Source organism: Haloarcula sp. CBA1129 (assembly GCF_008729015.1).
GTDB lineage: Archaea > Halobacteriota > Halobacteria > Halobacteriales > Haloarculaceae > Haloarcula.
Genome location: NZ_RKSM01000003.1, coordinates 39,224 through 52,621, shown reverse-complemented (window position 1 = coordinate 52,621; position 13,398 = coordinate 39,224). Strand labels below are relative to the sequence as shown.

Annotated in this window: 14 protein-coding genes; 5 read left to right on the top strand and 9 right to left on the bottom strand. The window is 59.4% G+C overall.

What is annotated here, in order from left to right:
• Positions 1-98: 98 nt before the first annotated feature.
• Positions 99-524, bottom strand: coding sequence for a ribbon-helix-helix domain-containing protein (locus Har1129_RS18085; RefSeq protein ID WP_191906209.1), 426 nt, complete (start codon positions 522-524; stop codon positions 99-101).
• A 193-nt stretch (positions 525-717) separates the two neighbouring features.
• Between Har1129_RS18085 and Har1129_RS18080 the strand changes: the two genes are divergently transcribed.
• The 3 genes from Har1129_RS18080 (at position 718) to Har1129_RS18070 (ending at position 3,042) form a co-directional block, all read left to right on the top strand.
• Positions 718-2,073: a sulfatase gene (locus Har1129_RS18080; protein WP_151102230.1), complete on the top strand. Its 1,356-nt coding sequence runs from the start codon at positions 718-720 to the stop codon at positions 2,071-2,073.
• 119 nt (positions 2,074-2,192) lie between these two features.
• Positions 2,193-2,639, top strand: a complete 447-nt coding sequence (locus tag Har1129_RS18075) for a universal stress protein (RefSeq protein WP_151102229.1) — start codon at positions 2,193-2,195, stop codon at positions 2,637-2,639.
• Positions 2,640-2,844: 205 nt separating this feature from the next.
• Positions 2,845-3,042: a heavy-metal-associated domain-containing protein gene (locus tag Har1129_RS18070; protein ID WP_151102228.1), complete on the top strand. Its 198-nt coding sequence runs from the start codon at positions 2,845-2,847 to the stop codon at positions 3,040-3,042.
• 104 nt (positions 3,043-3,146) lie between these two features.
• On the opposite strand, the gene Har1129_RS18065 is transcribed toward Har1129_RS18070, so the two are convergent.
• Positions 3,147-3,410: an MTH865 family protein gene (locus Har1129_RS18065; RefSeq protein ID WP_151102227.1), complete on the bottom strand. Its 264-nt coding sequence runs from the start codon at positions 3,408-3,410 to the stop codon at positions 3,147-3,149.
• 247 nt (positions 3,411-3,657) lie between these two features.
• Between Har1129_RS18065 and Har1129_RS18060 the strand changes: the two genes are divergently transcribed.
• Together Har1129_RS18060 and Har1129_RS18055 are read left to right on the top strand one after the other, a co-directional pair.
• Positions 3,658-4,842, top strand: coding sequence for a PQQ-binding-like beta-propeller repeat protein (locus tag Har1129_RS18060; RefSeq protein ID WP_151102593.1), 1,185 nt, complete (start codon positions 3,658-3,660; stop codon positions 4,840-4,842).
• Positions 4,843-5,091: 249 nt separating this feature from the next.
• Entirely contained in the window at positions 5,092-5,475 is a 384-nt protein-coding gene (locus Har1129_RS18055) for a hypothetical protein (RefSeq protein ID WP_151102226.1), read from the top strand.
• Between the two features lie 217 nt (positions 5,476-5,692).
• On the opposite strand, the gene Har1129_RS18050 is transcribed toward Har1129_RS18055, so the two are convergent.
• The 7 genes from Har1129_RS18050 to urtB all read right to left on the bottom strand — a co-directional run bounded on the left by Har1129_RS18050 (position 5,693) and on the right by urtB (position 13,397).
• Positions 5,693-6,991: a DUF6498-containing protein gene (locus Har1129_RS18050; RefSeq protein WP_151102225.1), complete on the bottom strand. Its 1,299-nt coding sequence runs from the start codon at positions 6,989-6,991 to the stop codon at positions 5,693-5,695.
• A gap of 567 nt (positions 6,992-7,558) precedes the next feature.
• The gene (locus Har1129_RS18045; protein WP_151102224.1) at positions 7,559-8,002 is read right to left on the bottom strand and encodes a MaoC family dehydratase; all 444 of its coding nucleotides are present in this window, start codon (positions 8,000-8,002) and stop codon (positions 7,559-7,561) included.
• A gap of 209 nt (positions 8,003-8,211) precedes the next feature.
• On the bottom strand, positions 8,212-9,627 hold the full coding sequence (locus tag Har1129_RS18040) for a sodium-dependent transporter (protein ID WP_151102223.1): 1,416 nt from the start codon (positions 9,625-9,627) through the stop codon (positions 8,212-8,214).
• 172 nt (positions 9,628-9,799) lie between these two features.
• Positions 9,800-10,498, bottom strand: a complete 699-nt coding sequence (locus Har1129_RS18035; RefSeq protein WP_151102222.1) for an ABC transporter ATP-binding protein — start codon at positions 10,496-10,498, stop codon at positions 9,800-9,802.
• Entirely contained in the window at positions 10,498-11,304 is an 807-nt protein-coding gene (locus Har1129_RS18030; protein ID WP_151102221.1) for an ABC transporter ATP-binding protein, read from the bottom strand. The genes Har1129_RS18035 and Har1129_RS18030 overlap by 1 nt, the downstream gene beginning before the upstream one ends.
• Positions 11,304-12,458: an urea ABC transporter, permease protein UrtC gene (urtC, locus tag Har1129_RS18025; protein WP_151102220.1), complete on the bottom strand. Its 1,155-nt coding sequence runs from the start codon at positions 12,456-12,458 to the stop codon at positions 11,304-11,306. The genes Har1129_RS18030 and urtC overlap by 1 nt, the downstream gene beginning before the upstream one ends.
• Positions 12,459-13,397, bottom strand: a complete 939-nt coding sequence (urtB, locus tag Har1129_RS18020; protein WP_151102219.1) for an urea ABC transporter, permease protein UrtB — start codon at positions 13,395-13,397, stop codon at positions 12,459-12,461. It lies immediately after the preceding gene.
• Position 13,398: the final 1 nt, after the last annotated feature.

Here is a 13,398-nt window from a genome sequence, read left to right as displayed (position 1 = left end):
ACTGGTCGGTCCTATCGAACCCACAGACAGGGAGCAGCCGTAGAATAGTTCAATTGGAGAGGTGAGGAAGCAATCGAGTGCCAGCTCGGGGACGCGATCTACTCGTCTTCGGTTTCATGCTGTCGATAGGATTCGAGAAGGTCGTCAAGCAGCAAACAGCGGGGGTCAGTAACGGGGTATGCTGTGTCGATATACTCTTCTGCCGTCTCGATGTCACCGCGAATAGCGAACTGTCGAACGCGCGCAGCGTTCTCGTAGAAGTTCTCGTTGATCTCCGGCGACATCTCTGCCCCGCTGGAAGCCGGCTGGTGCTGGAAGACCTCTTTCTGAAGCTCGTTAAAATCAACCATCTCGGGCTCGTAATCCTCGATTTCGGAAAGAACGTACTCAACGGCGAACCGCTGAAACTCGGACTTGTTCGAGAAGACACCTTCCGCTACCATCTCCTCGACGCAGTCCATCACCGTTTCGGGGAACCGGACCGTTGATTTGACCACGTAGTTATCACCAGACTGTCGACCCATATAAAATATACTCACGAAGAGATGGGTCACGTGGCATGATAGAGCCCTGTCCATGGACCCACAGCTCGACGACTGATTCTGTTCCGGTCTAGCTGTCGATACTGTACTGTGTTGGCGCCGGCCGCAGCTACTGTGTTGAAAAGTCGCGATTACAGAACATACTTTTGCCGTGGACACCTTCTAACGCCTGACAATGGGTCGGCCAAACGTGCTACTCGTCGTTCTTGATTGTGTCCGTGCGGCGAACACCTCTCTGTTGGGTCATCGGCGCAGGACGACGCCATTTCTCGAAGAATTCGGTCGTGAGGCGACGGTGTACACACAGGCACGGACAACCGCTAGCTGGTCGTTGCCGGCCCATACGAGTCTGTTCACCGGTGTTCCGTCCGAGGGCCACACGCTCCGGATTACCGAACGGCTGCAACCCGGCCAAACCATCTTTGATTTTCTTGCTGACGAAGGCTACGAGACCGGCGTGTTCACCGAGAACCCGTATCTCACAGTGCATCCATCCGGCCTCAGTGACAGCTTTGAGACCGTCGTCACGGAACGACCCGATTCGACAGATGTTGACGACCCATCCGAGACCCGTAACGGCGTCGACGGCTTCTGGTACGCTGATAAGCTAACTGAGTGGATCGACGGGCAAACGGAGTCTTGGGCGGCGTGCCTGAATCTGATGGACGCGCATATGCCGTACGCGACGCGGGACGCCTACGATGAGTGGGGCACGGACTTTTACTGGGCAATGCACGACGAACTCCCGATTAAGTGGGAGTGGAGCGTCTACGGGGAGCAACTCCCGGCAGGGGTTGGACAGCTACTCAAGCCGCTGTACGACGGAGCGATTCGACAGACTGATGCCATTCTAAGGCAGGTTATCGGTGAGTTGAAGGAACGGGGCGTGTTAGACGAGACGCTCGTAGTCATCACATCCGATCACGGTGACGGGTTCGGGGAGCCGCCACAGGCGGCTACTGAGCCACCTGCCGTCATGCACGGAATGGGTACACAGGAAGAACTGTTTCATGTCCCACTGCTCGTCCGAGGTCCGGGGCAGACCGATGGACGGCGAATCGAGTCCCTAGCGACGCTATCACAGTTCCCCGACGCCGTACTGGCTGCCTTCGACGGCGAAACGGACGACTCCGGGTGGTTCGTCGCACCCGACGGGCAGACGACCGCGTACCAAGCGCCACCGACCGGTCAGACGGCAGAGTACGCCGAACAGTACACTGACGAACCGGACCGATTCCGACAGCCTGCATCACTCGTGTATCGTGACGGCCCCGGCGACACCGTATACAAGCGCGCAGCGTGGGGAGATGACGAGTACGAAGCGGTCGTGCGCGGCCGTCGCTCCGAACGTAGTGACGAAACCCCTATCGACCGGCCGCCGTCAGCAGTTGTTGCTGACTCTGCAAAGCGGAGTGAGACACTCGACAGCACCGAACTCGCTTCTGGGGAAGACGAAATGGCAGAATACGACATCGATGGCTTTGACGACGTAGACCTCAAGTCGCGGTTGGAGCGGCTTGGCTATCTTTGAACCGGTGCAAACTACTCCGCGACCGAGATACGTCTCCCCAATCTCGCCACGGCTGCCGCATCTGCGATGCCTGAGCAGAATCGAAAGCGATGTTTGTGACAACTTGATTTGTACGAACGATGTATAGCGATATTCTCGTTCCAACGGATGGGAGTGCGTCAATGCAGCAGGTGCTGGAGCATACAATCGATATTGCCGACGGACGGGATGTCACCGTCCACGCGCTGTATGTCATCGACGACCGGGCGTTCCTGTCGATGGATGACGAGATGCAGGACGAAGTGCTGGAGAATCTGCGAGCGGAAGGCGAAAAGGCCACGTCGGTCGTTCGAGACACGCTTGAACAGGACGGGATTGAAGTCTCGACAGCTATCCAGCGGGGCAAACCAGCGGACCACATTGTGTCGTATGTTGCAGACGCCGACATTGACCTGATTACGATGGGAACGCAGGCAGACAAATACGAAAAGAATATGCTCGGAAGCACAGCGCAGAAGGTCGTCACGAAGTCGTCTGTTCCCGTACTCACTGTTGACGTGTCCGAGTCAGAACAAGAGAGTGCGTAGTCAGTAATCGCAGACTGTTCGGTTGCCGCCTGACTACCAGTTGTGCCGCTACGGTCTCGGATAGTAGTTGGTGATAAGCTGGTTTGAAATAATGATACAATGAAGTGTTACATCTAAACACTCTTGCCCGACTGAAGCTGTTTGTGACTGTTTTGGATGGTAAGTCGTAACCGAGAAGTTCCGCGCATCCGTCGTCAAAACCGCTATGTCTACGACGTTGACCGTTGCGGGGATGAGTTGTGGTCACTGTGAGCAAACCGTCGAGGAAGCCATCGAATCGCTCGCTGGTGTCAAAGACGCTGAAGCCGACAAAGACGCCGAACAGGTGTCTGTCGACGGCGATGTCAGCACAGACCAACTCATCGCCGCTGTGGAGGATGCGGGGTATGACGCAGGGACCTGAGACAGCCCCATCGCGGATAGTGTCGTAGTTGTTGTCGATACGGCTTCCGCTGCTACGGCTGAGGAACACCACTCACGCAGTCAAGCGGGTGAGGAACGTCCGGCTCAGTCGAATAGCCCCTCTTCTCGAAAGCCAGTCATCAGATCGTCGATGAGGGCCTCAGCCGTCTCGTACGGATAATTTTGGTACTCGGCGTACTCCGCGCCAAAGTCCATCACTCCGACGCGTACGTCACCAGCCTCGAACGTCGTGCTCGGGCCGTCCGGCAGAGCTGGCACCAACTCCATCGGTTCCTCAACAGGGTACTCTGCGCTGGTGAAAACCGTCTCTAGTTCCGCTCTGAGTTGCTCGGCGGTGTCTGCTGTCATACCGGGAGCTTTGTCGAGAGGGACAAAAGGCTTGTTCTGTGCCAACAGGTAACTGCTACCGTGTTACCGCTGATGAGCCATCGAATCCATAGTAGAACCGTCACTACCCAGATTCGAGAGCGGCTGTACGCATTCTGAACACCCGAGGGAGAAATTCTTGCTCCTTGGGATATCGTATTAACATTTTTTATCCAGCTATCGGAACGCACAGTCGATGCCCTCCACGCTGCGGCGGACATTCCTCGGAATGGTCGCCACCGGCTCAGTCGCCAGCATCGCAGGCTGTTCGTCGTCGTGTCCTGACGACGGCGCACCAGACCCATCGCATACAGTCGAACCGAGTATAGACACCGCTGGATTTGAGACAGTACCCGGCGGCTCGTGGCCGTCGCCGCGGTTCGACGCAGCGAACACGGGCTATGCGTCAGTCCAACTGGCAACGACAACACCGTCGGTCAGATGGCAAGCAGATATTTCGACCGCAGCTACTGGCGATGAAACAACTAGTGCGGCGGTCGTCGCCGACGAAACTGTCGTGCTAACGACTTCGACCAGCGTCGTCGCGCTGTCACTCAGTGACGGAACAGAACAGTGGCGGCACGAACTCACACCAGCCACAGTCCCGTCAATTGTCGGTATTGGAGACGGCCCAGCGCCACCGGTGCTAGCAGACGGTCGGGTCTTTCTCTCCACGGAAGAGGGTGTTATTGCACTCGAGATTGGCGACGGAACTGTCGCGTGGCGGAACACCGACACGGCCGGAGCGGGCGTTCCGACGGTAACTGATGCTGCCCTGTTCGTTCCCATGACCGATGGGGTTGCGAGATTTGATGTCGACGACGGACGACGGCAGTGGACGGCAACCGTCGATGGACCGAGGCTGGCCGTGGCCGACGGCACTGTGGTTGTCGCTGGTGAGCAGATCGTTGCGGTAGACGAAGCAACCGGAGAGCGCCAGTGGGAACACTCGGACCGACCCGACGGATATCCTGTCGTGTCCGATGGGACGGTCTATGTGTCCGGCACGTACGGCGACCTGATCGGCCGTGACCTCACAGACGGGACCGAGCAGTGGCGTCTCGACGACAGACGGTCACTCGAAGTCCCGGTCGTGACGCCCGATAGCGTGTACGCAATCGAGCGTCCCGGTGAGTCCGCCAGCGCGACGTTCGCTTTCGACCGCGTCGATGACGGCCCACCGGCGCCCCGGTGGTGCTCGGAGATCAATATTAGTGGCGCGGTGACTGCCGCAGCTGACGATGCTGTGTTCACGTTCCAGCGTGACGATGGTCTCACCGCGTTCACGACGCGTTTCGGCGAGGCAGTATGGCAGTATCCGGCCGAGTATGAGGCAGTCTCACTGGCGGTCCTCGATGGTGGAATCGTGAGCGCGTCGCCGGACGGAACGGTCGTGGCTCTTGGAGGTGCGTGACCTGCTATGTGGCGTCGCTCATATCGGATCGCTAGCGCGCTCCTCGGTCTGAGTGCAGTTTGTCTGCTCATCACGACAGTGCCGTTTGAACTCTGGCCGGCACCGCGGCCGGGAGATTCGTATGTGTTCAACCCACCGCCGTTTAGTGCGATCTGGGTGCAACAGACGCTCAGACCCGGACTCATCATAAGCGCAAATGCGTTACTGTTGGTCGGTCTGGGCGCAGTACTCAGGCGAGACAGCGCGTCGATGTCCCGCTTGCAGCGTGCGTTCGCACTCGGCGCGCTCTTCGGGACTGGGATCTGCTTGCTTGGCACGCTCCTGTTCATTACAGCCGGCCCAAACGATATCGGGAGAGAACTCACCGCCTTCCTCATTTGGGCGCTTGCGATCCCGCTCATAGTCACCGGACTCGTCGGCTGGGGCGCTGGCTACCTCCGGTCGGACAATACTCGTCTCGGTGCTGCGCTCGCTGTCCCACCCGGACTCGCTGTCGCATACATCGGTCTCTCGATGGCAGGCGTTGACTTCTCACCCGTTGGCAGGCTGCTGTTGATTATACCGACGAGTGGCATGGCGCTTGTCGTCGGCTATGACCTGTGGACCGACAACGCCGTCGCCGAGGAGAGATAACGAGGTCCGGCAGAGTCGACCTACCCACGGCACGCTGATATCCAGTCACGTTTCGTCGCTATTCCAGAGCTATCGAGCGATTGCATCGGAGACAGAACCGTTACAGGTCCAAGTAGCCCCAGCGCCACTCCAGACTGTGCAGCAAGTCACCCGGTTCGACAGGCTACAGACCCACCGTTGGGCCGGGACGACCTGTTCCGGACAACGAGCAGCCGACTCACCCGAGTAACCCAGCCTGACCGGGGATCAGCTGTGCTGCGCGCTCAGGCTGTCGGTCAAACACCGCTACGACTGGAGTGACATCAGGCAAGTGTGGCAGGATATACTCGCCCTCAGCGTATTCGATAGTAACCGTCTCAGTTCCGAGCAGCGAATCAAGAGGCGTCTGCTCAACGCGGAGACCACGTTCGTCCCACGACTCAATGCGCCAGAGTGCCGTGCCAAAGAGGCGGTCGTATGCGACGACCACACCGGCATCAGGGTCAATTCGGTATTCGACCGTGCCGTATCGCAATAGCTGATCGAAACACAGCAAAAGAATCGGGATGCTAACGCTTGTGACAACAATTACGGCGACGATGTCCCACGCACTGCCGATTGCAAACAGGACCGCAACGAGCAGCCCCATACCACCGAGAAACAGGCTTCCCGAGTGGTATGGGAACTGGAGTAGGCCACCGAGTACCCGTCCCCAGCGAACCGGGCGAACGCGCTCAGGTGCATCAGTGAGCGTCCCGCCAATAGATCGTGCTTCCGGCGGGGCGTTTTGCCAGCCATATTCCGCATCGTATGATTTGAAATAGACGGCAAGACGGTCGCTGTAGACGCCCAAGAGGTCAGATGCGAATTTGAAACAGACGACCATGAGTACCAGTGGCAGGCCGACGGCAGTCGGGTCAAGACTGCCGAGTTCCGCTTCAGGTCCCTCCGTAGCTGCTGTTATCAGCGTCAGAGTGATTATACCGCCGAAAAAGACGGTTACTATCCGAGGCAAAAGTCCACGAAACGCCGTCGTCGAGTTGTGTTTCCGATACTCCCCATTGTAGAAGTAATTCCGTATCGTTGTGACCCCCGTCAGACCGAAAATCCCGACAGTTGCCAGCAGCACACCAGTTACCGTCTCTGTACTGGGCTCCGGCAGTGGACCGATGAGCAGGGCTCCAGTAAACAACCACACGCCTGCCAGAATGAGAACAGTAACCGGGAGTACGAGTAGCGTCGTGAGATAGACCTGCAGGCCGGTTCGGGGGATGGAAAGGGAGAACTGTCGTTCCGCCAGCGGTCCGATAAGCAAGGTGCCAGTCTCAATATCCGGCGGGCGACCGGCGAACACTGCCCGGACGAGTGCCCAGACCGAGTCGACACCAAGCTCAAACCAGTACAGAAACAGCACTGCAGCCGCATTCCAGCCGAACAATCCGACACCAACAACAGGGAGAGAATTCGAAACAATGGTACTGAGCAGTTCTGTCCGACGGCTATCCTCTGGAGAGAGAACCCGTCTGGTGAAGGGCATCAATCTCTGATGGTAGCTACCCACGTATGAACGAACTGATTACACCGCTACCCGTGCTCCAGACACCGACTCGAAAGTGACCGTAATCGGATGAACGTAAATAAATTAGCAGAGTGGAGCCATATACAGAGAGTTCAATAGAGTATAGTACACATACCAACCATATTAGCCAGATTTACCCCAAAGAATTAAATTAGCCGGGAGATATAACAGATGATATGAGGAAACGGCTACGAAAAGCACTGAATACGATATCTGTCCCACGAGGTGAGCACAACACGAGCCTTGATGCTTGCACAGAATGCGGTGGGCCTTCACTGCCCGGCGCTGGCCGCTGCACTGACTGTGTAGAAGCCTAACTCATTCTGGGACGTATCGCCCCGTGAACCGACGCTCCTGACCGTTTTCCGGCCTCGAATACACGTCACTGGCTACGTATGTGATACTCTCATGGTCAGCCTCAGATTGTTCCGACGGGAGCGATGCTATTTCGGGTTTGGGACAGAACGCGGCTAAAAGTGAGCGACTGCCACGTTATTGGGAAGTTCACACTGCGTCGCTGTGCCGTCACTCGTCGGTCTCGCGGCGGATCATGGCTGTCGCCTCGTATGAGATAACCAGTTCGTCGTCCTGATTCAGTCCTTCGTGGCGGGTTGTGATGAATCCCCGGTTCGGGTCGCTGTCGGAGGGTCGCTTGTCGATGATTTCGGTCCGTAATCGTAGCGTCTCACCGGGCTGGAGCGGCTGATGCCAGCGGAGGTTGTCGACGCCGACGCCAGCCTGTGTTGCCATATCCTCGCTGTTCTCGACGTTGAGACGCATACAGATCGCGGCGGTCTGCCATCCAGACGCGACTAGCCCGCCAAAGACGGAGTCCTTCGCTGCGTCCTCATCAGTGTGGAACGGTTGGGGGTCGTACTTCTCGCCGAATTCTATGATTTCGGATTTCGACACAGTGTATCCATCGGATTGTCGTACGTCGCCAACCGAAACATCCTCGTAAAGTTTCATACGATCATGGACAGGGTGCACAAACAAAAAACCCGGCGCAATCACCGACAGAATGCATTTCCGTGGGGATGGCGGCAATACCGGATTCAGGAATTATTGCACTGCGTTCGGGAGCCGCTGGCGAACGATGTGCAGTAAGTCAAAGTGGCGGACAAACCCCTCTCGGTGGTGCCGTGCTCAGAATAGCAGCAGAATCAAGCCCGGCGTACTTAGCTCGAACTGAGCCGCTCGCTCCAGTTTCCGCTCGTAACTGCGACAGCCAGAGCAACAGTCCCGACGACAGCGATAAGCGCTCGGCCGCCAAGTCCCAGCGACATCCCGGCGAGTGACGCGATCGTGTTCGTCAGCAGGAACAGCACGACGACAGGGAGAATCCAGCTAACTGTCAGGAGCCACGGTCTGGCGACCCATTCGAAACGGTCGGTTCCAGCACGGAACTCCGCCAGCGCTTCGCCGCGCAGCAGCCAGCCCACGATGACAGTGAACGCGAACAGCCCGACGGTCAACATCAGGTCTGCGAGCGTGCCGGAGACGAACTGAAAGACCGGGCTTGTGAGTGCCAGCCCGCTCCCGGTGGCCGCAAGCAGGACCGAGACCAGCACCGTTGCTCGGCGTCGCGGGATATCAAAGCTGTCAACAAGCGTTGCCACCGGCGTTTCGAGCAGGCTGATACCACTGGTCACCGCGGCCATCAAAACGGTCGCGAAAAACGCCGTCGCGACCAGTGTGCCACCCGGAAGCGTCTCGAACGCTGTCGCGAGCGCCACGAACAACGCCCCGGGGCCGCCCTGCCCGGGGTCAACGCCCTGAGAAAACAGCAGCGGAATGACGACCAGCCCGGCGAGGACACCGATGAACGTGTTCGAGACCGCAATGACCAGCGTGTCTCGTGGGAGAGATGCATTGTCGTCGAGATACGAGGCATAGGTCAGCATTACCCCAGCGCCAAGCGAGAGGGTGAACAGTGCTTGGCCCGCCGCTGGCCCGATGACGCTCAGGAAGTTGGCGGCGAGGTAGTCGGCGTCGAAGCTGAGATAGAACGCGTAGCCGGCGGCCGTACCCGGTTGGGTGGCCGTCCATATCGCGAGGCCGAGGAGGATTATCACGACGCCCGGAAGCATCACCTTCGAGACGCGTTCGATGCCGTTGCTCACGCCGAAGAAGACAATCGCGGCGACGATACCAAGGAACAGCAGGTGAAAGGCGACCGCTTCAAGGCCGAAGCTCATTGCCCCGAAGTACTGCTGGGGCTGGCCGAAGTACGCCCCGACCGGCGAAACCAGCGTGTAGCGGAGGATCCACCCGCCCACGACGGAGTAAAACGAGAGGATGACGAGCGTCGTGAGGACGTTGAACGCGCCCAGCCACGACCCCCAGCGGGAGCCTGTGAGCGAGCGCAACGCTGCGGTTGGCGTCTGCCGGCCACAGCGTCCGAGGACGAACTCAGCGAGCAATCCCGGGACACCGATGCCGACGACGACGAGCAGGTAGACGATGAGGAACGCGCTGCCACCGTTCCCGGCGGTCAGCCACGGGAACCGCCAGATGTTCCCGAGGCCCGCCGCACCGCCGACGGCGGCAAGCACGAAGCCGAGGTTCGATATCCATGAGTCACGATCGGACATTCGTGTACAGGTCTGTACGGTGGGTACTCAAGTCCCTGTTGATTCGGTTGCTTGCGCGCGATTATGAAGGCGTCAGCTAGCCGACAGCCGAGCCCGTCTGCAGGCTGTTGCACAGCCTCCGGATTAACTGCCGGTATGCCGGCCGCTTGTCTCAGGACAGGGCTTCGCCGGGTCAGACCGCGAGGTACTCCGCAATCGCGTCCTCGTCGGCAATTGTCGACGGACCGAGTTCGTCGACGACCGTGCCACGCTCCATCGCGTAACAGCGGTCGGCCATCTCGCGAATCACACCGAGGTTCTGCTCGACGAACAGAATCGTCGTCCCGAGGTCGTCGTTGATGGTCTGCATGTCCTGACTGATCTGGTCAACGATAGAGGGCTGGATACCCTCGCTTGGCTCATCAAGCAGGAGCAAGTCGGGGTTCGAGATCAATGCGCGGCCGATAGCAAGCATCTGCTGTTGCCCGCCTGAGAGCGTGCCAGCCTCCTGACTGGCTCGCTCTTCGAGGACCGGGAAGTAGTCGTATATCTGGTCGTACAGCGTCTCGTCGCTCTCCGACCGGATTGTCTCGCCCATCTTGATGTTCTGCTCGACAGTTAGCTTGGGGAACACGTCGCGGCCCTGCGGGATGTAGCCGATACCGGCCCGTGCGCGCTCGTCGGCGCTCGCGCGAGTCACGTCAGTACCGTTGTAGCTGATGGTCCCGTCGCTGGGTTCCAGTAGCCCCATCACCGTCTTCAGGAGCGTCGTCTTGCCGACACCGTTTTTCCCCATCACGCCGACGATTTCCCCCGCCTCGACGGCGAGGTCTACGTCCCGAAGTATTGGTGTCGTGTCGTAGGCGGCGGAAACATCGTCGAGTTCGAGCATCACGACTCACCCCCCAGATATATCCGCTGGACTTCCGGGTCGGACGCGATCTCCTCAATCGGTCCCTCGCGGAACACATCGCCGTTGTGCAGGACGGTCACTTCTTCGGCGATGCTTGCAACGAAGTCGGTGTCGTGTTCGATGACGACGAAGGCGATTCCCTGCTCCTCGTTGAGTCGCGTGATGCGCTCGGCGATGGCCTCGCGCTCGGCCACGTCCAAGCCGGCAACCGGTTCGTCCAGCAGGAGCAGATCGGGCTCGAGCGCGGCGGCCATCCCTATTTCCAGTTGCTGTTGCTGACCGTGTGAGAGCTGTCCGGCAGCGACCTCCTCGTAGCCAGTGAGTCCCGCGGCCTCGATGGCCTCGGCGACCAGTTGCCGTCGTTCCGCCCCGTCGGCGAACTGCTGGACGGGAAGCCTGACGTTCTCTCTGACGCTCAGGTCACCATACACGGACGGGACCTGAAATTTCATACTGATACCGCGTGAGACCCGCTGATGTGGGTCGAGGTCGGTGATGTCGTGGCCGTTGTAGTAGATACTGCCGTCGGTAGCCTCGTACGTCCCGGTAATCAGGTTCAGTAGCGTCGACTTGCCAGCGCCATTGGGGCCGATGAGACAGCGTAGCTCTCCTTCAGCGACCGAGAAATCGACGTCGTCAGTGGCAGTGAACCCACCGAACTGCTTGACGAGCCCGTCGGTCTGTAGCAGTGTCTCCGTTCTGTCGCCCGTTGCCAGTTCCGCGGCAGTCTGTCGGACGTTCGGTCCGAGCGAATCGATGTCGGATTCGGTTTCAGTATCACTCATTAGTCACTCACCTCACTCGACGCGTCGGGTGCGTCAGCCCCGCCGGCCTCGCCCGAACCGAGCCGGGCTTTGACGACCTGCTCATGGACCCACGGGACGAACCCGCTCGGGAGCACCAGAATCGTCACCAGCAACAGGGTGCCAAGCAGGACCAGCGCTAGCTCCCCCGCCATCGAGATACGAAGGTATTCGACTGCGAGCGTTGCAACGACGGCCCCAAGGAGGCTTTTCCGGCCGCCGATACTCACCCAGATAACCGGCAGCGTGGCGAAAAGCAGTGAGAACACGGTCGGGTCGATGTAGACATTCCGTGCGGCATAGAGGACGCCGGAGAGGCCAGCCAGCGCGCCACCGAGCGTGAACACGACGAACTTGACGCGGGTCACGTTGTAGCCGAACATCTCGGTTCGGTCCTCGTCCTCGCGAACGGCGACCATCACGCGGCCGTAGTCCGAGTTGACGAGGACCCGTAGCCCGAGGTATGCCCCGACTAGCAACGCTAGCACGAGGTAGTAGAACGGGCTGATTTCGACTGCCCCGATACCGATGATCCGCATCGGAAACGGGTTGTAGATGAACTGGTAGGACGCTCCCTCGACGCCGAGGGTCAACAGCGGGATATCCGGCATCCCGTTGAAACCGCCCAGCGCCGCTTCGCCGATAGCCCACTCGGACCCGGCGGTCTGGGCCATGAACGTTTGGAGCACGATTGTCGAGACGAGCGTGATGATGGTGACGTAGACGTCGCGCACCCCGCCATAGAACATGAAATAGCCCAGTATCGCCGCGCTGACGCCACCGCCGACGACGCCAGCAACGACGGCAGCCGTAATACCGCCGGGAGTCGCGAAGTTGATCGAGACGACGCCGAACGTGTAGGCCCCGATGCCGAAGAAGACGACCTGACCGAAGCTCAGCACGCCCGAGTACCCCCAGACGACCGACAGCGAAAGCCCCAGCAGCGCCAGCACCATGAACAGCGACAGCTGTGAGCCGTCACCGAACACCGGGTAGACGGCGAGTGCCGCCACAGCGACGACAAAGCCGATCCAGAACCCGCGGGAGTCGCCTATCGTGTTCGGTCCCTCGAACCGACTGCGGAGCCGACTCGCGAGCGAACGGTTCGTCTCGCCGTTTGCACTGTTTGTCGACATTTACTCGCTCTCCTGTCTGCGTTTCCGTAGCTGTTCGATGAAGCCGGTGATGCCGTCGGGAAGGAACCGAAGCGCGATGAGCGCGGCGACGAGCAGCGCGATGCGGCCGATAAACGTTCCATAGAGGTTCGAGAACGTGGCCAAAATCGCTCCGAGGACACCCCCAGAAAGCGCAGTTCCGAGGACGACGCTCGGGCCGCCGACAACGACGGCGACGAACGCCTCGACCAAGAACTGGTCGCCCAGCGTTGGCTGCATCGAAATAACTGGTGCGAACAGCGCACCGGTCAGCCCGGCCAGCGCCGACCCGATGCCGAACGTCAGCATATACATCCGGTCAGTGTTGACGCCCATGGCCTGTGCCGTTTCCTTGTCCTGTATCGTCGCCCGGGCGCGCATCCCGAATTCGGTCCGGGTAAACAGGTAGTAAGTGGCTACGAGCAGCCCGATGCTAACGCCAGCGAGAACGATCCGGTACGTCGAGTAGGAGAACTCGCCGTACGAAATCGCGCCGAACGGCGTGGCTATCTGATCGATAGAGTTCCCGAAGCGGATTCGGGCACCCTGTGTCAGTATCAGACTGAGCCCGAAGGTGGCAACCATCGAATCGGCCAGCCGGTTGTACAGCGGTTCGATGACGTCGCGGCCCAGCGTCCGCTGGCTGATGTAATTAGGCCATGCCCCGGAGATAATCACCCGCTCGGTCAGAATCCCGAAGAGACCGGTGACCAGACCGCCAACAAGCATCGCGACGACGAGCGGGAGGCCGAGTTGCGTCACGGCCAGCGTCGCGGTGTAGGCCCCGATGAGAATAAACTCTCCGTGGGCCAGATTGATGACGCCCATGATCCCGAAGATGATGGCCAACCCCGCCGCGGCGAGCACGATGAACGCGAAGCTGTCGAGGAACTGTAACGCGAGGTTGATGCCGTTTACCATC

Coding starts and splice junctions, on each gene's coding strand:
- Har1129_RS18045 (WP_151102224.1), bottom strand. CDS start 8,002: ATGAAACTTTACGAGGATGTTTCGGTTGGCGACGTACGACAATCCGAT.
- Har1129_RS18040 (WP_151102223.1), bottom strand. CDS start 9,627: ATGTCCGATCGTGACTCATGGATATCGAACCTCGGCTTCGTGCTTGCC.
- Har1129_RS18065 (WP_151102227.1), bottom strand. CDS start 3,410: ATGACAGCAGACACCGCCGAGCAACTCAGAGCGGAACTAGAGACGGTT.
- Har1129_RS18035 (WP_151102222.1), bottom strand. CDS start 10,498: ATGCTCGAACTCGACGATGTTTCCGCCGCCTACGACACGACACCAATA.
- Har1129_RS18060 (WP_151102593.1), top strand. CDS start 3,658: ATGGTCGCCACCGGCTCAGTCGCCAGCATCGCAGGCTGTTCGTCGTCG.
- Har1129_RS18055 (WP_151102226.1), top strand. CDS start 5,092: ATGTCCCGCTTGCAGCGTGCGTTCGCACTCGGCGCGCTCTTCGGGACT.
- Har1129_RS18075 (WP_151102229.1), top strand. CDS start 2,193: ATGTATAGCGATATTCTCGTTCCAACGGATGGGAGTGCGTCAATGCAG.
- Har1129_RS18050 (WP_151102225.1), bottom strand. CDS start 6,991: ATGCCCTTCACCAGACGGGTTCTCTCTCCAGAGGATAGCCGTCGGACA.
- Har1129_RS18085 (WP_191906209.1), bottom strand. CDS start 524: ATGGGTCGACAGTCTGGTGATAACTACGTGGTCAAATCAACGGTCCGG.
- urtB (WP_151102219.1), bottom strand. CDS start 13,397: ATGGTAAACGGCATCAACCTCGCGTTACAGTTCCTCGACAGCTTCGCG.
- Har1129_RS18070 (WP_151102228.1), top strand. CDS start 2,845: ATGTCTACGACGTTGACCGTTGCGGGGATGAGTTGTGGTCACTGTGAG.
- urtC (WP_151102220.1), bottom strand. CDS start 12,458: ATGTCGACAAACAGTGCAAACGGCGAGACGAACCGTTCGCTCGCGAGT.
- Har1129_RS18030 (WP_151102221.1), bottom strand. CDS start 11,304: ATGAGTGATACTGAAACCGAATCCGACATCGATTCGCTCGGACCGAAC.
- Har1129_RS18080 (WP_151102230.1), top strand. CDS start 718: ATGGGTCGGCCAAACGTGCTACTCGTCGTTCTTGATTGTGTCCGTGCG.